The sequence below is a fragment of the Bradyrhizobium sp. LA6.8 genome (assembly GCF_040547935.1).
Lineage (GTDB): Bacteria > Pseudomonadota > Alphaproteobacteria > Rhizobiales > Xanthobacteraceae > Bradyrhizobium > Bradyrhizobium barranii.
Genome location: NZ_JBEPQQ010000003.1, coordinates 469705 through 491725, shown reverse-complemented (window position 1 = coordinate 491725; position 22021 = coordinate 469705). Strand labels below are relative to the sequence as shown.

Sequence of the window (22021 nt, the reverse complement as noted above, 5' to 3'; positions counted from 1 at the left end):
GTCTCAAGTCTCGCCACCGCACTGCGTCCGCAGACCCAGCTCAAGCTCGAGCCGGCCGACCCGACCGGCCTAGGTGCGATCGATCGCGCCGGCGGCCGCGTCTCGGTCGACGAGAAGCGGATGATCAACTGCCGCGCCGACGTCAACCAGCTGCTTCCGCTGAAGTACAAATGGGCCTGGGAGAAGTATCTCTCAGGCTGCAACAATCACTGGATGCCGACCGAAGTCTCGATGCAGGCCGACATCGCGCTATGGAAGTCGCGGGACGGGCTGACCGAGGACGAGCGGCGCGCGATCAAGCGCAATCTCGGCTTCTTCGCAGCCTCGGAATCGCTCGTCGCCAACAACATCGTGCTGGCGATCTACCGTCACCTCACCAATCCGGAGTGCCGGCAGTACCTCCTTCGGCAGGCCTTCGAGGAGGCGGTGCACACCCACACCTTCCAGTATATCGTCGAAAGCCTCGGGCTCGACGAGGGCGAGCTGTTCAACATGTACCGCGAGGTGCCGTCGATCACGGACAAGGCGGCCTGGGCGCTCAAGCACACGCAGCACCTGGACGATCCGTCGTTCCAGACGGGGACGCCGGATAGCGACCGCGCCTTCCTGCGCGATCTCGTCGCCTTCTATGTCGTGTTCGAGGGGATGTGGTTCTACACCGGCTTCGCGCAGATCCTGTCGCTCGGCCGCCGCAACAAGATGGTCGGCATCGCCGAGCAGTATCAATACATCCTGCGCGACGAGAGCATCCATCTCAACTTCGGCATCGACGTGATCAACCAGATCAAGATCGAGAACCCGCATCTGTGGACGGCGGCATTCCAGGACGAGGTTCGCGGCATGATCCGTGATGCGGCCGAGCTGGAGGCCGCTTACGGACGCGATACGATGCCGCGCGGCTTCCTCGGCCTGAATGCTGCGCTGTGCGAGCAGTACATGCACTTCATCGCCAACCGCCGCTGTGCGCAGATCGGGCTCGCTCCGGTGTTCGCCGAGGTCGAGAACCCGTTCCCGTGGATGTCCGAGGCAATGGATCTGAAGAAGGAGAAGAACTTCTTCGAGACCCGCGTCATCGAATACCAGAATGGTGGTGCGCTGACTTGGGAATAGCACCGATCATGACTATGCCGCGGGCGTGCCACCTGTGCTTAAACGGTGGCACGCGTGCGACTGCAGGGGGATGAGGTGGAGATCAGACGAGACGATCCGACGGCGCCCTATGTCGCCGACTTGTTGGCACATCATCTCGAGGAGCTGCGCAGCGTCATGGCCGAGCGCGCCTTCGCTCTCGATGCCACCGGCCTTTCGGCTGCCACCGTGACCTTCTGGACGGCTTGGCAGGACGATATCCTGCTCGGGTTCGGTGCGCTGAAGGAGCTGGATCATACGCATGGCGAGGTGAAGTCGATGCGTGCCGCTCCCGCTGCACGGGGCACCGGGGTAGGGCGCGCACTGCTGAGTCATATCATCGCCGAAGCCCGCAGGCGGGGTTACGTGCACCTCAGCCTGGAGACCGGCACGGCAGCCCTGCACGCGCCCGCCATCTCGCTCTACCGCAGCGCCGGTTTTGTCTCCTGCGCGCCGTTCGCTGACTATGAGGCAAGCCCGCACAACCAGTTCATGCGGCTCGACCTGACGGATTGAGCTGGGCGCTTCGCGCTCATCACTCCTGCCTCAGGATGACGGGGTTGGTACTGCGGGCCGCCGCGACTCAGGTGAGGCACACTCCGTTCCCGAGACCCGCGCTAGGGTGTGCCAGAGCTGATTTGAAATCGCAAGTTGTGGATCGTCATATTCCCGAGGGTATCGCAGTAAGCCAACCCGTGTCTTCCCGGTAACGATTGTGCTGTCCCTGCAACACTCATCTTGGATTAAACCCTTATCTCCGTCCGTTCGCATCAGCGCCGCTTTTTAGCCACACCCGAACATGAATAAAATCGCTCTAAAGTTTGAAGGGCATCGGCGGTCTTCGAAGGACGGGAAATCCCAAGGTCGATTCAAATCTTGGCTCTGATTTTTCGGGTCTGAAAGGGTTGGCCGGGGAAACTGGTTTGCGATGGACGCAAAGACCGACATCAAGCAGAGGCTGCCGAGCCGTCACGTGACGGAAGGCCCGACGCGCGCGCCGCACCGGTCCTATTTCTACGCCATGGGTCTGACCACCGAGCAGATCCACCAGCCCTTCGTCGGCGTCGCCTCCTGCTGGAACGAGGCCGCCCCCTGCAACATCTCCCTGATGCGCCAGGCCCAGGCGGTGAAGAAGGGCGTCGCGTCGGCCGGCGGCACCCCCCGTGAATTCTGCACCATCACCGTCACCGACGGCATCGCCATGGGCCATGACGGCATGCGCTCGTCGTTGCCGTCGCGTGAGTGCATCGCCGATTCCGTCGAGCTGACCGTGCGCGGCCACGCCTATGATGCGCTCGTGGGCCTTGCCGGTTGCGACAAGTCACTGCCGGGCATGATGATGGCGATGGTCCGTCTCAACGTGCCCTCGATCTTCATTTACGGCGGCTCGATCCTGCCCGGCAATTTCCGCGGCCAGCAGGTCACCGTGCAGGACATGTTCGAGGCGGTCGGCAAGCACTCGGTCGGCGCCATGTCGGACGAGGACCTCGACGAGATCGAGCGCGTGGCCTGCCCCTCGGCGGGCGCCTGCGGTGCGCAGTTCACCGCCAACACCATGGCGACCGTCTCCGAGGCGATCGGCCTGGCGCTGCCGTACTCGGCCGGCGCCCCGGCACCGTATGAGATCCGCGACGCTTTCTGCATGACCGCAGGCGAGAAGGTCATGGACCTGATCGCCTCCAACCTCCGGCCGCGCGACATCGTGACACGGAAGGCGCTTGAGAACGCCGCCGCCGTGGTCGCGGCGTCCGGTGGCTCGACCAATGCTGCACTGCACCTGCCGGCAATCGCGCATGAGTGCGGCATCAAGTTCGACCTGTTCGACGTCGCCGAAATCTTCAAAAAGACACCATATGTCGCGGATTTGAAGCCGGGTGGCCGTTATGTCGCCAAAGACATGTTTGAAGTAGGTGGCATACCGCTTCTGATGAAGACGCTGCTCGACAACGGATTTCTCCACGGTGACTGCATTACGGTCACCGGTCGAACGATCGCCGAAAACCTCAAAAGCGTTAAGTGGAATCCGCACCAGGATGTGGTGCACCCGGCAGACAAGCCGATCACCGTCACCGGTGGTGTGGTTGGTCTGAAGGGCAATTTGGCGCCAGAAGGTGCGATCGTGAAAGTCGCGGGAATGTCTAACCTGAGGTTCACCGGTCCGGCGCGATGCTTCGACCGGGAAGAGGACGCCTTTGAGGCCGTCCAGAACCGCACCTACCGCGAAGGCGAGGTCATCGTGATCCGCTACGAGGGCCCCAAGGGCGGTCCCGGCATGCGGGAAATGCTTCAGACCACCGCGGCGCTGACCGGCCAGGGCATGGGCGGCAAGATCGCGCTCATCACCGACGGCCGCTTCTCCGGCGCCACCCGCGGCTTCTGCATCGGCCATGTTGGGCCGGAAGCCGCCATCGGCGGCCCGATCGGGCTGCTCGAGGATGGCGACATCATCGAGATCGACGCGGTCGCAGGTACCCTTAACGTAAAATTGAGCGACCAAGAGCTCGCCCAGCGCAAGACCAAATGGAGCGCTCGCGCGACTAACCACACGTCGGGTGCGCTCTGGAAGTATGCTCAGCAGGTTGGACCAGCGGTCGGTGGGGCAGTGACCCATCCGGGCGGCGCGCACGAGAAACAGTGCTATGCGGACATCTAGGCGTGCCATAGTTGCGTTTGTGTTGGGGGTCGGTGCGCTGGCCGCGCCGGCGCTCGCCTTTGACGGCTCGGCCAGCAAGGATGCGGCCCTCCCGGTCGTGACCACCTTGCCGGGCGCCGCGGGTGCCGTGCGCAGCAAGGTGGCGGCACCGGCGACCACGCCCCAGGAAACCTCGCTCAGCGCCCTGCAATATGCCGCCGAAGGCGGTCATCCCGGCGCTCAGTTCAAGCTTGGCCGCATGTATGCCGATGGCGACGGCGTCGCCCAGGACGATGTGCGCGCCTTCGAATATTTCAGCCGCATCGCCAATGCGCATGCCGAGGACAGCCCGTCGGCGCCGCAGGCGCAGGTCGTGGCGAACGCCTTCGTCGCGCTCGGCCGCTACTATCTGAGCGGTATCCCGAACTCGAAGATCAAGTCGGATCCGGACCGGGCGCGGGAGATGTTCTCCTATGCGGCCTCCTATTTCGGCAATGCGGATGCGCAGTACGATCTCGCCCGGCTGTATCTGAAGACCCCGGACGCCTCGCGCGAGGATTTCCGCTATGGCGCGCGCTGGCTCGGCCTTGCCGCCCAGAAGGGCCAGCACGAGGCGCAGGCGCTGCTCGGCCAGATGCTGTTCAATGGCGACCGCCTGCCGCGGCAGGCCGCGCGTGGCCTGATGTGGCTGACGCTGGCGCGTGACAGCGCCGGTATCGAGGAAACCTGGATCAAGGAAAGCTACAACCGCGCTTTCGCCAAGGCCTCGGACGACGACCGCGCCATGTGCCTGCAAATGCTGGAACAGTGGGTGCAGGGCGTTCAGGGCCGCCGGTAGTAGGTACCCCCGCCGGGTAGGTTAGCCCGCGGCTGTGCAAAGCGCAGTCCGCCGGCGCCATCCTCCAGGCACCAGCTCAAGCCGCCTCCAGATCCAGATCCGCCCATACCGGCACGTGGTCCGACGGCTTCTCCCAAGCCCGCACATAGCTGTCGATGCCGACATTGGCGAGCCGGTCGCTGGCCTGCGGCGACAGCAGCAGATGGTCGATCCTTAAGCCATGGTTCTTCTGCCAGGCGCCGGCCTGGTAGTCCCAGAAGGTGTAGAGCCCGGGCTCGTCGGTGACCGCGCGCAAGGCGTCGGTGAGGCCGAGGCCCAGCAGGGACTGAAAGCTCTCCCGCGTCTCGGCCTTGAACAGGGCGTCCTCGGTCCAGGCGGCGGGATTATGGACGTCGCGGGCATGCGGGATGACGTTGAAGTCGCCTGCGAGGATCAGCGGCTCCTCGGCCTTGAGGCGCTCCCTCGAATACTCAAGTAGCCGCGACATCCATTTGAGCTTGTAGGGATATTTCTCGGTCCCGACCGGATTGCCATTAGGCAAATAGAGGCAGGCGATGCGCAGCACGCCGTGCTTGAGCGTGACCACGCCCTCGAGGAAACGGGCATGGGCGTCCTCGTCGTCGCCGGCGAGGCCCGACTTGGTCTCGTCGAAGCGGAGCTTCGAGAGCAAAGCGACGCCGTTGAAGGTCTTCTGACCGTGGGTGACCACGTTGTAGCCCAGCGCCTCGATCTCCAGTCGCGGGAAGGCCTCGTCGACGCATTTGATCTCCTGCAGGCAGACGATGTCCGGCTGGCACTCCTTCAGCCAGGTCAGCAGCAGGTCGATCCGCTGCCGGACCGAGTTCACGTTCCAGGTAGCAACTCTGATGGGCATTAGTGGGGCTCCGGGCAGGGGCCATGGTTAGAACAAACTGCAAACGCGCCCGTCAAGGACGCCGCAAAATCTCCCACAAAATTAACCCGGCTTAAGCCGGGCTCGGGCCATTGATACCGAAAAGGTTTTTCGAATGGGATGGCCGGACAAATCCATGAAGCAAGCTGAGCCGCGCGACGGCCTGATCGGCGCGTTCCTGTACTGGCTCGGCGGCTTCGAGATCGAGGACGGCCTGACTGCCAATCTCAGCGAGCGCGAGCTGCGCCGCATCCGCGCCAAGCAGATCGACGCGGTGATGCGCGCGATCCCGGTGACCATGGCTGTCACCATGCTCAACGTCGCCATCGTGCTGATCCTGTTCTGGGGCAGGGGCTGGAACGATTTCCTCGCGATCTGGGGCATGACCCTCGCCGTCACCGCTTCGCTTGCCGTGCGCGCGTGGCGGCGGTCGCATCAAAACCCGCCGCAGGAAGCATCACCGCGCGCCGCGCGGCAGATGCTGCGGCAGGCGTTCTTCCTCGCGGCGATCTGGGGCACGCTGCCGCTCGCGCTGTTCAGCCGGGTCGAGCCGACCAGTCAGCTCATCCTGGCCTGCCTGATGGTCGGCATGATGTCCGGCGGCGCCTTCACGCTGTCGACCTTCCCGCGCGCTGGCCTCGTCTATCTCGCGACCGTGACGATGGCCTGCGCCGGCGCGCTGTTCCTGTGCGGCACCGGCCCGTATCTGCTGACCGCGGTGTTCCTGCTGCTGTTTGCGTTCTTCATGGCGCGCAACATCGTCTCGCAGGGCAATCTGTTCCTCGGCAATCTCAAGGCCCGGCTCGAGCTCGAACGTCAGACCGAGATCATCTCGCTGCTGCTGAAGGACTTTCAGGAGAACGCCAGCGACTGGTTGTGGCAGACCGACGCCGAAGGGCATCTCGTCGACGTGCCCCAACGCTTCGCCGAAGTGGCGCAGCTTCCGCTTCCGCTGCTGAAGGGCTCGCATTTCGTCGACGTGCTCGACATGCTCTGTCCCGACGACAAGAGCGCAGCCTACAACGTCGTCGGCCTGATGGAGCAGAGCGAGCCGCTGCACGAGATGAACCTCAAGGTCGTCGCCGGCGGCGAGGCGCGGCTGTGGTCGCTGACCGCGAAGCCGGCCTACGACCGCGACGGCCAGTTTCTCGGCTATCGCGGCTTCGGCCGCGACGTCACCGAGCGCTGGCGCGCGGAAAAGGCGGAGGCCGAGAGCCGCGCGAAGTCCGACTTCCTCGCGGTGATGAGCCACGAGATCCGCACGCCCATGAACGGTGTGCTCGGGCTTGCCAGCATGCTGCTGGAAACCAAGCTCGATCCGGAGCAGCACGAGGCCGTCACCTCGATCCGCGAGTCCGGCGACAATCTCCAGCGCATCCTCAACGATATCCTCGACCTGTCCAAGCTCGAGGCCGGACGCTTCGCGTTCGAGGCGATCGACTTTGCGCCGCAGGCGCTGGTCGATACGGTTGCGACCGTCGTGCGCGCAGGCGCCAAGAGCAAGGGGCTCGCCGTCAAGGTCGAGCTCGACCCGAACCTGCCGCCGACGCTGCGCGGTGATGTCGCGCGGATCCGGCAGGTGCTGCTCAATCTCGCCTCCAACGCGGTAAAGTTCACCGACGAAGGCGAGGTGACGATCAAGGCCACCTGCCAGGCGCGCCGCGATCTGCTTGCGACCGTCGAATGGACCGTGAGCGACAGCGGCATCGGCATTGCGCCTGAGAAACTCGGGGAGCTGTTCTCCGACTTCGCGCAGGCCGACGCCTCGATCAGCCGCCGCTTCGGCGGCACCGGACTAGGGCTTGCGATCTCCCGGCGCATCATCGAGCAGATGGGCGGCACCATCGGCGTCACCTCGACGCCGGGCGAGGGCTCGACCTTCCGCTTCACGCTGGTGCTGCCTTGGAGCCAGGCGCAGGCCTCCGACCAGGCGGCGGGCAGCGACGAAGCGGACGAGCTCAAGGCGCGGATCGCGGGGCTCGACCGGCCGCTGAAGGTGCTGGTGGCCGAGGACGATGCCGTCAACCGCATGGTCGTGACCAAGATGTTGGGGGCGTTCGACGTCGAGCTGCGCGTCGTCACCGACGGCGTCCAGGCGGTCGAGGCTGCATCGGAGAGCGATTACGATGTCGTGCTGATGGACGTGCGCATGCCGGACATGGACGGCCTTGCCGCGACGCGGGCGATCCGCGCGCAAGGCGGGCGTTTCGAAGCCTTGCCGATCGTCGCGCTGACCGCCAACGCCTTCCCCGAGGACGTCAAGATCTGCCGCGAGGCCGGCATGTCGGATTTTTTGGCAAAGCCGCTGCGTAAGCCCGCACTCGCGGCCGCCTTGTTGCGCGCGCTCGACGGCCACATGATGTCGGAGGGCGCGCCGCTTCAGCCGGAGCTGACGCCACTCGACGTCGAGTGGACGGACGAGGAAAGGCAGATGACCGGCGTCTAGCCGGTCAGATCGAGAAGCTGGTCCCGCAGCCGCAGGACGGCTACGGGCGCGTGCGCCGGCAATGTAACGCGGCGCCGTTACAGTTTTCCATAAACGCGCCCGGCGACCGCCCTCAGGCGCTCGACCGAGCCGGACTCGGGATGCGGCTTGACCGGCGCGAACAGGATCGAAGCCTGCCTGCCGTTCTTCCAGACATAGATGTTGACGGCGTTGCCGTTGCCCTTGGTGCAGGAATGCTCGCCGAACGCTTCACTGCCGAGCTCGGGTATCGTCAAATGTTTGCAGGGGCCCGCGCGCTTCATCATGCCGATGACCGTGTCGCGCGACATCGCGATCACCGCGACGGTCATGGTATTGGCCTCGCGATCGAACATCATGCAGCTGCCGGCGCCGGTCCGCTGGACCGCCAGCGTGCTCTTGTCGAGAAAGCCGTCGGCATCGGCGGCCGTGAGCCACTCGCAATTGCCAAACCGCTCGCTGCTCTTGCTCACGTTGGCGATGGCAACGCGCGCGGCATCTGTGAGCGGTCCGAGCAGCGCGTCGTCGACACGCCGGCCGATCGGATAGACGCTGATCTGCAGAATGTAATCGCCGGACAGGGCGACGACCGAGGCCTTCTGGCGCTCTGCGCCGGCGGCGCTCGCTCCGCCCTGGCCTTCGTCGCCGATCCCCGCGACTGCGTTAAGCGGCATGCGCTCGCCAAGCGTCTTGACGAAGGTCGCGTACAATTCCTTGGCGCGGTCCTTGTCGGGATTGCGGAACACGGTCAGCATCATCGTGTCGCCGCGCCCGCCCTGGTAGATGCAGCCGCGGCCGTCCTGATTTGAAATCAGTGACCATTTGAGCGCCGGCATCGCGCGGGCGAGCTCCTGGGTGCTGATGAACGGGCAGGTTTCGGCCGCGCGCGCGGGAAGCACCGGGACGGCTGCGATTGCAAGGAATAGAGCGAGGCAACAGAACAGACGATCAATAACTCGCATTGGATAATTTACTACCGCTATTGGCGCGCCACGGCAGATGCCACGGCAGATGAAGATGGGCACTATTGCTTCGTCGTGGCGCTATGATGCAACGTTCAATTTTGCTCGACTGCTGCCCAGGGCGGGCGTGAGCCGCCGATGCTGCTATGATGAGCAACCGGATTTTGGATGGGCCACCGCCTACTTCCGCTGAACGCGCTGACCGGACATGGCTGCATTAACATTGCGACAGGACTGGAAGGAGGTGCCATGCCGAAAACGATCGCGATATTGGGCTCCGCCCTCTTCTTTGCGGTTGCGCCCACCACAGTGGCGGGGCTCGTTCCCTGGTGGATTACGCGTTGGGAGTTTCGGCCGCCCTTCTTCGATCTCGACGCGACACGCGCCGTCGGGATCCTGTTGATCGTCGCCGGTCTACCCGGGCTTGTCGACTCGTTTGCACGCTTTGCGCTGCAAGGATTGGGCACGCCGGCGCCGATCGCACCGACGCAGAACCTCGTGGTGACGGGTCTCTATCGCTATGTGCGCAATCCTATTTACGTTGCCCTTGTCGCCGTCATTCTGGGCCAAGCGGCCTTGTTCGGCGACCAGCGCCTTCTTGTGTACGGTGTGTTGGTGTGGCTCGCCTTCCACGCGTTTGTCGTGGGGTACGAGGAGCCGGCGCTCGTTCGTAGCTTCGGAACGGAGTACGAGGATTTCCGGGCCAATGTCCCGCGCTGGATTCCGCGGCTCACGCCCTGGCGAGCCGCACGACGCCGGAATCATTCGTGACGCGGGCGCCACCGCGGGAAGGGCGTAGTAGCGTGCCCTGTCGTAAAATGGCGCCGCTGACGAGATTCGAACTTTCTAGAATGATTGGACTGCGGCAGGGGCCGCTTCGGCGTCAGACTGTATCGGACCCGCCGAGCCCCGCTCTTTGGGACCGCGCGATGATCGCAACTTACCCCTGATTTGCCCGACGCGTCAAACGGTTTTCGTAAAGTCCGAAATGCATCGTGCCGGCTCCCGGCTACTTTGCATGGGGTTGTTTTTCAGATTTTAAGTCGGGCTAGATCGAGAAGCTGGTCCCGCAGCCGCAGGACGCCGTCGCATTGGGATTGTTGACGCGGAACGAGGCGCCGATCAGATCGTCGACGAAATCGACCTGCGAGCCCGCCAGGAACGGCTGGGAGGCGGAATCGACCAGCACGACCGCATTCTCCTGCTCGATCACAAGATCGTCGTCGGTGCGGTCGCGGTCGATGTCGAACTTGTACTGGAAGCCCGAGCAGCCGCCGCCCTCGACGGAGATGCGCAGCATCGCGCCAGAACCTTCGCCCTTGAGGATCTCCCCAATCCGGCGTGCGGCGCGGTCACTGATGGTCACGTCAGTCGTCATAGCTCGTCTCCGATAGTCCCGCGGTCATACCAACTTCACTTGCCCAATTCATTTGGTATCCCGCGTCCGGCATAGTTAAGTGCAAGCATACGCAGAATCAAATGGCCTGCTCAAAAATCAACCGGATCATAGGCTTCCCACTGGTTTTTCCCAATCCTCGATGAAATTTCCCAATCTTTTGATTATCAGAATAATTCTGAAAAACAAAATCGATCAAGAAAACACAGAGTGAACAACTATGGAACAAGATTGGGAAAAAACCTATGGGAAGCCATTGAGAACAAAGAATAAAGCCCTGACAAATGGATAGGGACTAAATTCGTCGTGTCCGTCGGAATGGCAGCCCCTCATGCGCCCTATGCCTGCGACCCCGACCGCAGCCGCGGCCGGCTGGTCGTGGAGCCGCCGAGCCGGACCCGCAGCCCGTTCCGGCGGGATTGCGACCGGGTGATCCACTCCACCGCGTTCCGCCGCCTGAAGTACAAGACCCAGGTCTTCGTGTTCCACGAGGGCGACCACTACCGCACCCGGCTGACCCATTCGCTGGAGGTGGCGCAGATCGCTCGCGCCCTGGCCCGGCAGCTCGGACTGGACGAGGACCTCACGGAAACGTTGGCGCTGGCTCATGATCTCGGCCATCCGCCGTTCGGGCACGCCGGCGAGCGGGCGCTGGATGCCTGCCTGAAGGATTTCGGCGGCTTCGACCACAACGCCCAGACCTTGCGCGTCGTCGCGTCGCTCGAGCACCGCTATCCGGAGTTCGACGGTCTCAACCTGACCTGGGAGTCGCTGGAGGGCATCGTCAAGCACAACGGCCCGCTGACGGATCGCAGCGGCGCGCCGGTCGGGCCCTATCGCGAGCATGGCATTCCGGTCGGCATCGCCGACTACATCAAGACCTACGATCTCGAATTGTGGAGCTTCGCCTCGCTGGAGGCGCAGGTCGCCGCGATCGCCGACGACATCGCCTATGACGCCCACGACATCGATGACGGCCTGCGCGCCGGCCTGTTCCATCTCGATGATCTCAAGGTGATGCCGCTGACCGCGGAGATCATCGCCGAGACCTCGGCGCATTATCCCGATCTCGAAGACGTCAGGCGCGGCGCCGAGCTGGTGCGCGAGCTGATCTCGCACCTGATCGGTGCGGTGTATTCGGAGGCGCAGAAGAACCTCGCCGTCGTAAAACCGCAATCGGCCCAGGACGTGCGCCGGCAGAGCCGGGCGCTGGTCGCGTTCCCGGCGGCGGTTGCCGAGGAGGAGGCCGCCATCAAGCGCTTTCTCTATCAGCACATGTACCGTCACAAGCGGGTGATGCGGGTGATGGGGGAGGCGGAACAGATCCTGTTCGACCTGTTCGCAAAATACCTGACATCGCCCGGAGAGCTGCCACCGGAATGGCTGCTGGGGGCGGAGGCGGACAATGAGGGCGACCGGGCCCGCCGGATCGGCAATTTCATTGCCGGAATGACCGACCGTTTCGCCCTGACCGAGCACCAGCGGCTCTTTGACTCGACCCCGGATTTGCGTTAGGCGGCGGCCATGCCCGACACATCCTCAGCACTGCACCTGTTCGCCGACGTGCTCGCACGCGTGCACGCCGCCTGCCGCGCGCTCGCAGCGGACGCCAACTGGCCCGAGGGTATCGATTTCTCGCGCGTGGTGGTCGAGCCGCCGCGCGACGCCTCCCATGGCGACATGGCGACCAACGCCGCCATGGTGCTTGCGAAGGAGGCAAAGGCAAAGCCCCGCGACCTCGCCGAGCAGATCGCCGAGCGGCTCCGTGCCGACACGCTGATTGCCAAGGTCGACGTCGCCGGTCCCGGCTTCATCAATCTGACGCTGAAGCCGACCGCCTGGGCCGAGGCGCTGCGGACGGTGCTGCGCGAGGGCGCCGATTACGGCCGCGTCCGCGGTGGCACCAAGGTCAATGTCGAATACGTCTCGGCGAACCCGACCGGACCGATGCATGTTGGCCATTGCCGCGGCGCCGTGTTCGGCGACGCGCTCGCAAGCCTGCTCCAGTTCGGTGGCTACGACGTCACCCGCGAATACTACATCAACGATGCCGGCGCCCAGGTCGACGTGCTCGCGCGTTCTGCCTTCCTGCGGTACCGCGAGGCACTTGGCGAAAACATCGGCGCGATCCCGGAAGGGCTTTACCCCGGCGACTACCTGAAGCCCGTGGGCGCGGCGCTGGCGAAGGAGCACGGCGACAAGCTCCTTGCGATGAGCGAGGCCGAGTGGCTGCCGACGGTGCGCGCCAAGGCGATCGCGATGATGATGGACGAGATCAAGGACGATCTCGCCGCCCTCAACATCCGCCACGACGTGTTTTTCTCCGAACGCTCGCTGATCGAGACCGGCAACAACAAGGTTGCCGAGACCATCGATTTCCTGAAGGCGAAGGGCGACATCTACGAGGGCCGCCTGCCGCCGCCGAAGGGCGCGCCGGTCGAGGACTGGGAAGACCGCGAGCAGCTGCTGTTCAAGGCGACCGCTTACGGCGACGACGTCGATCGTCCGCTGATCAAGTCGGACAATTCCTATACCTACTTCGCCTCGGATATCGCCTACCACAAGAACAAGTTCGATCGCGGCTTCGCCGAGATGATCGACGTCTGGGGCGCCGACCATGGCGGCTACATCAAGCGGATGCAGGCGGCGGTGAAGGCAACGACATCCGGCAAGGGCGCGCTCGACGTCAAGATCGTCCAGCTCGTGAAGTTGCTGCGCAACGGCGAGCCGGTGAAAATGTCGAAGCGGAGCGGGGACTTCGTCACCTTGCGTGAGGTGGTGGATGAGGTCGGTCAGGACGCCGTCCGCTTCATGATGCTCTACCGCAAGAACGACGCGGTGCTCGACTTCGACCTCGCCAAGGTCATGGAACAGTCGCGCGACAACCCGGTATTCTACGTCCAGTACGGCCACGCCCGCGGCCACTCGATCTTCCGCAACGCCCGGGCCGAGGTGTTCCCGGAACTGCCTGAGGATACCGGCAAGCGCATCGCGTGGCTCGGCGAGTCGGCGGTGGAACGGCTGTCGGACCCGGTCGAGCTCGAGCTGCTCAAGCGCCTCGCAATTTTTCCGCGCATGCTGGAGGCCGCCGCCGCGGCCCATGAGCCGCACCGAATTGCCTTCTATCTCTATGACTTAGCGAGCGAATTTCACGCACTTTGGACGAAGGGGCGCGATTTGCCCTATTTACGCTTCATTATCAATAATGATGCAGATCTTACAAAGGCGCGACTGGCCATGGTCCAGGGCGTCGTCTCTGTCCTGGCATCGGGCCTCGCCATCCTCGGCGTCCATGCTCCGGACGAGATGCGGTAGTTTGGGGCGAACTACTTAAGGGGAATTTTGGGGGTAACCGGCAGAAGCCGGACCGCTTAGACTTGGTTGAATGCCTTGTGGGTCGAAAGCCGCGCCTTGGTCGAGGGGCGCGCGGCTTTCCCGAAGGGACGCATCATCACGATGGCCGAACGATATCAGGACAGAACGTTTCCTTCCGATGGCTATGGTCGCGGTGGCGATCAGCATGGGAAGGCGGACAACGATCCCTTGGCCGAACTCGCCCGCCTGATCGGACAGACCGATCCATTCGCAGCGCAGGGACGGCCGAGCGCGCAGCCGCCGGCACCGCCAACGCAGAGCTATCAGGACCACGATTATCCGCAGGACGACTATCGGCAGGATTATGCCGAGCAGGCGCCGCCGGCTCCGCCCGGGCCGCCCTCATGGATGCGGCGCGCCAACGTGCAGCCGCAGCCCGCGCCCGAGCAGCCCGACTATCCCGTTTCTGTGAACCCGGTTCATCCATTGCACCGCTATTCAGCCCAGCCGACCGCGCCCGAGCCCGATTTCCATCAGCCGCAGGCCTATCAGGACCACGCTTACCAGGATCAGGCCCATCAAGCGCAGGCCTATCAGGATCAGGCCCATCAGGGCCGCGCTCACCAGCAGCATGATCAGGCTTACCAGGAGCAAGCCTATCAGGAGCCGCATCAGCCACCCGATCCGGCACGCTACGACGACGCGCTCTATGGACGGCTGGAGGGCGGCGAGCAGGATTATCAGCGCGATCCCGCCTATCCGGACGATCCTTACGCGTTCCAGAGCGACTATCCCGAGGCCGATCTCGACGAGCCGAAGAAGCCGCGCGGCGGCATGATGACGGTCGCGGCGATCCTCGCGCTTGCCGTGGTCGGCACTGGCGCGGCCTTCGCCTACAAGACCTATGTCGGTTCGCCCCGCAGCGGCGAGCCGCCGATCATCAAGGCGGACAACACGCCGACCAAGATCGTGCCGGCGCCGACCGACTCCTCGGCGAAGGTGCCGGATCGCATGGCGAGCGGCGATGGCTCCGAGAAGATCGTGCCGCGTGAAGAGGCGCCTGTCGACGTCGCTGCCAAGGCGGGCGGTCCGCGCGTGGTGTTCCCGCCACTGAACCAGAACGCGAACCCGCCGTCGGTGGCGAGCGTCGCGCCGTCCACGATCCCGCCGCCAAGCGCGGGTCCGATCCCGAGCAACGGCACGCTGCCGGCCAACACGCCGCGCTCGATCAGGACTGTGGCCGTGAGGGCCGATCAGACCGATAGCACCGCGCCGCAATCCGCGGCCGCCAAGCCGGCGGCAGCCGCGCCGAAGCCCGTTGCCGCGCCCGCCGCACCGCCAGCGCCGCGCAATCCGCCGACTTCGGCCAATGCCAGTGCCAACCAGCCGCTCTCGCTTGCGCCGCAATCGACGCCGGTTGCGGAGGTGCCGCAGCGGATGGCTGCGACCAACCCGACGCAAATCACGCCCGCCAGCAATGGTGGTGGCGGCTACGTCGTGCAGGTCTCCTCGCAGCAGAGCGAGGACAGCGCGGCCGCGTCCTACCGGGTGCTTCAGAGCAAATATGGCAGCGTGCTCGGATCGCGCTCGCCGGTGATCAAGCGGGTCGATCTGACCGACAAGGGCAAGGGGGTCGTCTATCGCGCTTTCGCCGGACCCTATGGTTCGGCCGAGGAAGCGACGCAGGCTTGCAACAGCCTGAAGTCCGCGGGCCTGTCCGCCTGCTTCGTCCAGAGGAATTAACGGCCGTTTCCTTGACCCCCTCGCGGGGCAGGGTTAATCGGCCGTTATGAGTACGCGGGCCTTCATTACCGGTGTATCCGGAACGGAACTAACCGCCGCGGAGCGGGAGTTTATCCGTGCCGAACGCCCATGGGGCTTCATCCTCTTCAAGCGCAATGTCGAGGCGCCGGCTCAAGTTGTTGCGCTGGTTGAGGAATTGCGGGCGGCTGCGGGCGCAGCTGACGCGCCTGTCCTGATCGACCAGGAGGGTGGCCGGGTGCAGCGGCTGGGCCCGCCGCACTGGCCGGTCTATCCGCCGGGCGCCATTTTCTCGACTTTGTACGACACTGATTCGGTACTTGGATTGACGGCCGCGCGCCTCAGCGCCCGGCTGATTGCGTCTGATCTTGCCGATCTCGGCATTACCGTGGATTGCCTGCCGCTGGCTGACGTGCCGGTGCCGGGTGCCGATGCCGTCATTGGGAACAGGGCTTACGGCACTGAGCCCGGCAAGGTCGCCGCGATCGCGCGCGCGGTCACCGAGGGCCTGGAGCAGGGCGGCGTGCTGCCGGTTCTGAAGCACATTCCCGGACATGGACGCGCCACCGCCGACACCCATTTCAAACTGCCGACGGTCGATGCTCCGAGGGACGAACTCGACCGGACCGACTTTGCGGCATTCAAGCCGCTGGCCGACCTGCCGATGGCCATGACTGCACATGTTGTGTTTAGCGCGGTCGACCCCGCCCATCCGGCGACGACTTCTGCGACAATGATCACTCAGGTGATTCGCGGCGTGATCGGGTTCCAAGGTTTGTTAATGAGTGATGACGTGTCGATGAACGCGCTGTCGGGGAATATCGCCGAACGGACCCGCGCCATCTTCGCGGCCGGCTGCGACATGGCCCTGCATTGCAACGGCAACATCGAGGAGATGCGCGAGGTCGCCGGCCAGACACCTGAGCTGTCCGGCACGGCGCTGGCGCGGGCGAAGGCCGCACTTGCGTCGCGCAAGGCACCGCAGCCGTTCGACCGGGCGGCCGCACGCGCCGAACTGGACGCATTGATCGCACGGGCAAACACGGCATCCGCATGACCGCAGAAATCCTATCGTTTGAAACCGGGCGGCCTGCAGAGCTCGCCGAGGGTGAGCCGGCGTTGGTGGTGGACGTCGAGGGCTATGAGGGCCCGCTCGACCTGTTGCTCGCGCTGGCGCGGCAGCAGAAGGTCGATCTCGCCAAGATCTCGATCCTGGCGCTGGCCGACCAGTACCTCCACTTCATCGAAGCCGCGCGAAAGATCCGGCTGGAGCTTGCTGCCGATTATCTCGTGATGGCGGCCTGGCTTGCCTTCTTGAAGTCGCGCCTGCTGCTGCCGGAGCCACCCAGTGCGGAAGGCCCGAGCGCAGAAGAGATGGCGACCGCGCTCGCCAACCGCCTGCGCCGGCTGGAAGCCATTCGCGAAGCCGCAAACCGGCTGATGAACAGGCAGCAATTGCTGCGCGACATCTTCCCGCGCGGCGAGCCAGAGCAGATCGCGGAGATCAAGCACCCGAAATACACCGCGACGCTGTACGACCTGCTCACCGCCTATGCCGCGCAGCGCCAGTCGCGCGTGCTGGCGAGCGTGCATCTGGCCAAGCGCACGGTGTGGTCGCTCGCTGAGGCGCGCGCCACGCTGGAGCGGCTTGTCGGCAGCATCAGCGAACAGGACGACTGGGGCGTTCTCGACGACTTTCTGCTCCGGCACGTTGCCGATCCGACGCAGCGCGCGACGGTGCTCGCCTCGAGCTTTGCGGCTGCGCTCGAACTGGTGCGTGAAGGTCAGCTCGAGCTGAACCAGAAAGAGGCGTTCGCGCCCATCTATTTCCGGAAGGGGCGCCCGAAACCGGTCGTGGACGCAGCTCCTGCGCCTGATGCGCCGGTCGGTTAAGTGCAAGAAGGAGAAGCTGCCATGGCAAGCCTGGCTGAAGTGCGGGTAGACGAGGCCGAGCCGATGGAGAACGAGTCCCAGGCACGTCCTGAAGAGCTGCGGCTGCTGGAAGCGCTGCTGTTTGCTTCGAATGAACCGCTGGACACCGCGACGCTGGCCAAGCGCATGCCTGATGGGGTCGATGTCAAGGCTGCGCTCGAACAGCTCCAGGCCGACTATGCCTTGCGCGGCGTCAATCTCGTGCGCGTCGCCAACAAATGGACCTTCCGCACCGCCGGCGATCTCGCCTGGCTGATGACGCGGGAGAGCACCGAGACCCGCCGCCTGTCGCGCGCCGCGATCGAGGTGCTGGCGATCATCGCCTATCACCAGCCGGTGACGCGCGCCGAGATCGAAGAGATCCGCGGCGTCGTCACCTCGAAGGGCACGCTCGACGTGCTGCTGGAGACCGGCTGGATCAAGCCGCGCGGTCGTCGCAAGACGCCCGGCCGCCCCTTGACCTTCGGAACCACCGAGGACTTCCTGTCGCAGTTCACCCTGGAACAGCTTGGCGATCTGCCGGGCCTAGAGGAGCTGAAGGGCACGGGCCTGCTGGATTCGCGCCTGCCGACCGGATTCAGCGTGCCGACCCCGTCAGATGACCCGCAGCTGCGCGAGGACGAGGATCCGCTGGAACCGGGCGAGGACCTCGATCTGGCGCTGGCGCCTGCGGTCGAGCCCGAGACGCCGGAAGGCGGCAATGAGGGCGGCGAGGGTGGCAGCGAGGACTGACGTCCCGGTCGTTTAGCGGCTCCCTGCGACCAGTTAACATTGGCAAGATTACGTAGCGCCGACAGCGAATTGGCGCTGCCTTGGTCCTTGTTTTTGAGGCCTGCCAAGCCTAGGTTTCGGGGAAGATCGGCCGGGTCCCCGGCCAAGTGTGTTTGGAGGGTTGCAGGATGGGTTCGCTTAGCATTTGGCACTGGATCCTGGTGATCGCAGTCGTCCTGCTGCTGTTCGGCCGCGGCAAGATTTCGGATCTGATGGGCGACGTGGCCCAGGGCATCAAGGCCTTCAAGAAGGGCATGCAGGACGACGACAAGGTCGCCGACAAGCCCGAGCCGGCCAAGTCGATCGAGCACGCCGCCGCGCCGCCGACCGCGGCCCGGTCCGACGTCGGCAGCAAGGCCGTCTGAGTAAGCGTACGCGAGACGCGGGTGACGGCGCCGATCCTAAGCGCGAAGGATTGGGCCGGTCGCGGCTGGCGTGAACGGAAGACCTCATGTTCGATATCGGGTGGAGTGAACTGGTCCTGATCGGGGTCGTGGCCCTGGTTGCCATCGGCCCGAAAGAGCTGCCGGGCGTTCTGCGCATGGTCGGGCAGTGGATGGGCAAGGCCCGCAAGATGGCTGCCGAATTCCAGGGCCAGTTCCAGGAAGCGATGCGCGAGGCCGAAATGGCCGACCTCAAGAAGAGCTTTGACGAGGTCAAGGAAGCCGCTTCCGGCTTTGCCGGCAACAATCTGATGACCTCGCTCCAGAAGGATGTCAGCGACGCGCTCCGCGTCGATGCGCTGGACAAGCCGGCCGAGACCACCACGACCACCGCCGTCGAAGCGACTTCAAGTGAAGCGCTGGCGATTTCAAGCGAAACGCCGGCGACACCAACCACGCCGGAAGCGCCGACGCCCGAGACCTTCGTGGAAGCCGAGGCGCATGCGGCTGCGAACGAGCCGCTCGCGATCACCCGCGAGGTCGAGCAGGCCCAGGTCATTCAAGACACTGCGCCACCCGAGGCGATCAAGGACGTCAAAGCGTCATGAGCGACGCCGATATCGAGGCCAGCAAAGCCCCTCTGATGGACCACCTGATCGAGCTGCGGTCGCGGCTGATCAAGGCGCTGCTTGGCTTTGGCGTGGCCTTCATCTTCTGCTTCTTCTTCGCCAAGCAGATCTACAACGTGCTGGTCTGGCCGTTCGTGTGGGTCGCGGGTCCCGAGAATTCGAAGTTCATCTACACGGCGCTGCTGGAATATTTCATCACCCAGCTCAAGCTCGCGTTGTTCGGCGCCGGCTTCATCTCGTTCCCGATCGTCGCGACGCAGATCTACAAGTTCGTCGCGCCCGGGCTCTACAAGCACGAGAAGCAGGCCTTCCTGCCGTACCTGGTCGCAACCCCGTTCTTCTTCGTGCTGGGCGCGGCGCTGGTCTATTTCGTGGTGCTGCCGATGCTGGTCCGCTTCTCGCTCGGCATGCAGCAGGCCGGCAGCGACGAGACCGCGCAGATCCAGCTGCTGCCCAAGGTCGGCGAATATCTGTCGCTGATGATGTCGCTGATCTTCGCCTTCGGCATCGCCTTCCAGCTTCCGGTGATCCTGACGCTGCTCGGGCGTATTGGGATCGTGACCTCGAAGATGCTGCGCGAGAAGCGCCGCTATTTCATCGTCATCGCCTTCGTCATCGCGGCCGTTCTGACGCCGCCCGACGTGCTGAGCCAGTGCTCGCTGGCGATCCCCCTGCTGCTGCTCTACGAGGGCTCGATCATCGCGGTCGGGATGGTGGAGAAGAAGGCGGCGGCGTCGAAGGCCGCCACCGGCACCGATGTGTCGACGCCGGCCAATCCTGCAGAGTAGGGCGCCACGTCCACCGGTGTCATTCCCCGCGAAGGCGGGGAATCCAGCACGCCGCAGCCTCTCGGGGAATCACGGGCGCCTCTGGAATACTGGATCGCCCGCTTTCGCGGGCGATGACAGCTGTGCTAGGGGGAACGCGCTGACGTACAACGTTCGCCGTTGTAGGTTCATGCGCTGATCCAGGACCACCGCCATGCACGACATCAAATCGATCCGCGACAATCCGCAAGCCTTCGACGCAGGCCTCGCCAGGCGTGGCCTGAAGCCGTTGTCGGCGTCGCTGCTCGCGATCGACGAGAAGCGGCGGGCGGCAATCCTGGCCTCGGAGCAGGCGCAGGCGCGGCGCAATGCGGCCTCCAAGGAGATCGGCGACGCCAAGAAGGCGAAGGATGACGCGCGCGCCGCCAAGCTCATGGCGGAGGTCGCCGAGCTCAAGACCACGATGCCGCAGCTCGAAGCCGTTGCGAAAGCCGCCGACGAAGAGCTTGCCACGGCGCTGTCGGCGATCCCCAATCTGCCGCTCGGCGAAGTGCCCGACGGCGTCGACGAGCACGGCAACGTGCAACGCCATGTCTTCGGCAACCGGCGCAACTACGCGTTTGCGCCCAAGCCCCATGATGATCTCGGCGGCGCGCTCGGTGACATGGATTTCGAGACGGCGGCCAAGCTCTCCGGCGCGCGCTTCGTCGTGCTGAAGAAGGGGCTGGCGCGGCTCGAACGCGCGCTCGGCCAGTTCATGCTGAATCTGCACATCGACGAGCACGGCTATACCGAGATCAATCCGCCGCTGCTGGTCCGCAACGAGATCATGTTCGGCACGGGACAATTGCCGAAATTCGAGGACGACCAGTTCTGGGCGATCAAGGGCGAATTGCTCGCCGCACCCGATCTGGAGCGGCTGCGGACCGAGCGTCTCGGCATCATTCCGACAGCGGAGGTGGCGCTCACCAACCTCGTTCGAGAATCCATCCTCGATGAGAAGCAGCTGCCGATGCGCTTGACTGCGCTGACGCCGTGCTTTCGCGCGGAGGCGGGCGCCGCAGGACGTGATACCCGAGGCATGATCCGCCAGCACCAGTTCACCAAGGTCGAGCTGGTGTCGATCACGACGCCGGAGACCAGCAAGGACGAGCATGAGCGGATGCTGGCGTGCGCCGAGGAAGTGCTGCGCCGGCTCGATCTGCATTACCGCGTGATGACGCTTTGCACCGGAGACATGGGCTTTTCGTCGCAAAAAACCTATGACATCGAGGTCTGGATGCCCGGGCAGGGCGAGGGCGGCGCGTTCCGCGAGATCTCGAGCTGCTCGGTCTGCGGTGACTTCCAGGCCCGTCGCATGGACGCCCGCTCGCGCGGTCCGGACGGCAAGCCACGATTCGTGCACACGCTAAACGGCTCCGGCACCGCGCTCGGCCGCGCGCTGATCGCCGTGATGGAGACTTATCAACAGGAGGACGGCTCGATCGCGGTCCCCAGCGTGCTCCAGCCCTATATGGGCGGACTGAAGGTGGTCGCGCGCGAGTAGGGCGTTTTCGAGCGAAGTGGATACCGGTTCGCGTCGAGAAAGTGCGTCAAACAAGATAAAAATCTGAAGTCCCGTTCCGATTCTATCGGAACGGGAGTCCGAGGCGCGTTGCCCGGCTGTCACGCAGAAACGTTTGGTTGCGAAGATCGGTCGGCTGGTTATTCTGCCGACCACCCGACAATGCGAACTCACTGTTCATGGCCTTGCACCGCGACATCTTCTGGGTCGGCAGACAATGGGCGGTGACAGGTGCCGGTATCCAGGCCGTCGATCAGCGCCTGCGTGGTGTGTTCGACATCGCGATCGCGCGGCTCTGGGATGACGATCTCGTGTGCAGCCGGCGGGCCAAGCCCGGCGTGAATGCAGCGGATTTCGACAAGGCGCTGACGGTGGCGCGCGAACGCTTTCCGCAGACGCTGGAGCCGGACCCGATCCTCGCGCAAATGGAGGCGCTCGGGGTGATCGAGGCCCCGGTCGTGAGCTTGGTGGTGCCGGCGATGAAGCTGCGTGCGGAAGGCAGGCTCGCACGCTTCCTGCCGCAATGGCGCATCCGCAGGTAGCAGGACCAGGCTGGGAACCCGCCCCCGGACCCAGTCGGCCGGTTT

20 protein-coding genes are annotated in these 22021 nt (G+C 64.5%); 17 read left to right on the top strand and 3 right to left on the bottom strand.

Features of this window, described 5'->3' with window-relative positions:
* Positions 1-21: 21 nt before the first annotated feature.
* From ABIA90_RS15985 to ABIA90_RS15970, 4 genes are all read left to right on the top strand, one after another.
* Positions 22-1110 carry a ribonucleotide-diphosphate reductase subunit beta gene (locus tag ABIA90_RS15985; RefSeq protein WP_354118368.1) on the top strand — a complete coding sequence of 363 codons (1089 nt, stop codon included), beginning with the start codon at positions 22-24 and terminating at the stop codon, positions 1108-1110.
* A 75-nt stretch (positions 1111-1185) separates the two neighbouring features.
* The gene (locus tag ABIA90_RS15980; RefSeq protein ID WP_354118112.1) at positions 1186-1644 is read left to right on the top strand and encodes a GNAT family N-acetyltransferase; all 459 of its coding nucleotides are present in this window, start codon (positions 1186-1188) and stop codon (positions 1642-1644) included.
* Positions 1645-2056: 412 nt separating this feature from the next.
* Positions 2057-3781 (top strand): dihydroxy-acid dehydratase, encoded by a 1725-nt coding sequence (gene ilvD, locus ABIA90_RS15975; protein ID WP_038976266.1) that lies wholly within the window; start codon positions 2057-2059, stop codon positions 3779-3781.
* Complete coding sequence (locus ABIA90_RS15970; RefSeq protein ID WP_071913596.1) at positions 3768-4598, top strand: tetratricopeptide repeat protein; 831 nt, start codon at positions 3768-3770, stop codon at positions 4596-4598. The genes ilvD and ABIA90_RS15970 overlap by 14 nt, the downstream gene beginning before the upstream one ends.
* Positions 4599-4674: 76 nt before the next feature.
* On the opposite strand, the gene xth is transcribed toward ABIA90_RS15970, so the two are convergent.
* Positions 4675-5472: an exodeoxyribonuclease III gene (gene xth / locus ABIA90_RS15965; protein WP_014495040.1), complete on the bottom strand. Its 798-nt coding sequence runs from the start codon at positions 5470-5472 to the stop codon at positions 4675-4677.
* A 133-nt stretch (positions 5473-5605) separates the two neighbouring features.
* On the opposite strand from xth, the gene ABIA90_RS15960 reads away from it, so the two are divergent.
* Positions 5606-7936, top strand: a complete 2331-nt coding sequence (locus ABIA90_RS15960; protein WP_354118113.1) for a hybrid sensor histidine kinase/response regulator — start codon at positions 5606-5608, stop codon at positions 7934-7936.
* 77 nt (positions 7937-8013) lie between these two features.
* Here the strand turns inward: ABIA90_RS15960 and ABIA90_RS15955 are convergent, their stop codons facing one another.
* Entirely contained in the window at positions 8014-8916 is a 903-nt protein-coding gene (locus ABIA90_RS15955) for a hypothetical protein (protein ID WP_354118114.1), read from the bottom strand.
* A gap of 249 nt (positions 8917-9165) precedes the next feature.
* Between ABIA90_RS15955 and ABIA90_RS15950 the strand changes: the two genes are divergently transcribed.
* On the top strand, positions 9166-9687 hold the full coding sequence (locus ABIA90_RS15950) for a methyltransferase family protein (RefSeq protein WP_085404644.1): 522 nt from the start codon (positions 9166-9168) through the stop codon (positions 9685-9687).
* Positions 9688-9964: 277 nt separating this feature from the next.
* Here the strand turns inward: ABIA90_RS15950 and erpA are convergent, their stop codons facing one another.
* Positions 9965-10294 carry an iron-sulfur cluster insertion protein ErpA gene (gene erpA, locus ABIA90_RS15945; RefSeq protein WP_014495044.1) on the bottom strand — a complete coding sequence of 110 codons (330 nt, stop codon included), beginning with the start codon at positions 10292-10294 and terminating at the stop codon, positions 9965-9967.
* A gap of 324 nt (positions 10295-10618) precedes the next feature.
* Here erpA and ABIA90_RS15940 point away from each other — a divergent pair, with 324 nt between their 5' ends.
* The 11 genes from ABIA90_RS15940 to ABIA90_RS15890 all read left to right on the top strand — a co-directional run bounded on the left by ABIA90_RS15940 (position 10619) and on the right by ABIA90_RS15890 (position 21976).
* Complete coding sequence (locus ABIA90_RS15940; protein ID WP_354118115.1) at positions 10619-11827, top strand: deoxyguanosinetriphosphate triphosphohydrolase; 1209 nt, start codon at positions 10619-10621, stop codon at positions 11825-11827.
* 9 nt (positions 11828-11836) lie between these two features.
* Positions 11837-13627 carry an arginine--tRNA ligase gene (gene argS / locus ABIA90_RS15935; protein WP_354118116.1) on the top strand — a complete coding sequence of 597 codons (1791 nt, stop codon included), beginning with the start codon at positions 11837-11839 and terminating at the stop codon, positions 13625-13627.
* A gap of 141 nt (positions 13628-13768) precedes the next feature.
* On the top strand, positions 13769-15370 hold the full coding sequence (locus ABIA90_RS15930; RefSeq protein WP_354118369.1) for an SPOR domain-containing protein: 1602 nt from the start codon (positions 13769-13771) through the stop codon (positions 15368-15370).
* A gap of 46 nt (positions 15371-15416) precedes the next feature.
* Positions 15417-16445, top strand: a complete 1029-nt coding sequence (nagZ, locus tag ABIA90_RS15925) for a beta-N-acetylhexosaminidase (protein ID WP_354118117.1) — start codon at positions 15417-15419, stop codon at positions 16443-16445.
* Positions 16442-17281: a segregation and condensation protein A gene (locus ABIA90_RS15920; RefSeq protein WP_063983110.1), complete on the top strand. Its 840-nt coding sequence runs from the start codon at positions 16442-16444 to the stop codon at positions 17279-17281. Before nagZ ends, ABIA90_RS15920 begins: the two co-directional genes overlap by 4 nt.
* A 21-nt stretch (positions 17282-17302) precedes the next feature.
* Positions 17303-18052 (top strand): SMC-Scp complex subunit ScpB, encoded by a 750-nt coding sequence (gene scpB / locus ABIA90_RS15915; RefSeq protein ID WP_354118118.1) that lies wholly within the window; start codon positions 17303-17305, stop codon positions 18050-18052.
* A 167-nt stretch (positions 18053-18219) separates the two neighbouring features.
* Complete coding sequence (locus ABIA90_RS15910) at positions 18220-18456, top strand: twin-arginine translocase TatA/TatE family subunit (protein ID WP_028156107.1); 237 nt, start codon at positions 18220-18222, stop codon at positions 18454-18456.
* An 86-nt stretch (positions 18457-18542) separates the two neighbouring features.
* Positions 18543-19082, top strand: coding sequence for a Sec-independent protein translocase protein TatB (gene tatB, locus ABIA90_RS15905; protein ID WP_354118119.1), 540 nt, complete (start codon positions 18543-18545; stop codon positions 19080-19082).
* Positions 19079-19891 (top strand): twin-arginine translocase subunit TatC, encoded by an 813-nt coding sequence (gene tatC / locus ABIA90_RS15900; protein WP_063983113.1) that lies wholly within the window; start codon positions 19079-19081, stop codon positions 19889-19891. The genes tatB and tatC overlap by 4 nt, the downstream gene beginning before the upstream one ends.
* A gap of 193 nt (positions 19892-20084) precedes the next feature.
* Complete coding sequence (gene serS, locus ABIA90_RS15895) at positions 20085-21416, top strand: serine--tRNA ligase (protein ID WP_071913615.1); 1332 nt, start codon at positions 20085-20087, stop codon at positions 21414-21416.
* 197 nt (positions 21417-21613) lie between these two features.
* Positions 21614-21976 (top strand): hypothetical protein, encoded by a 363-nt coding sequence (locus ABIA90_RS15890; protein WP_354118120.1) that lies wholly within the window; start codon positions 21614-21616, stop codon positions 21974-21976.
* Positions 21977-22021: the final 45 nt, after the last annotated feature.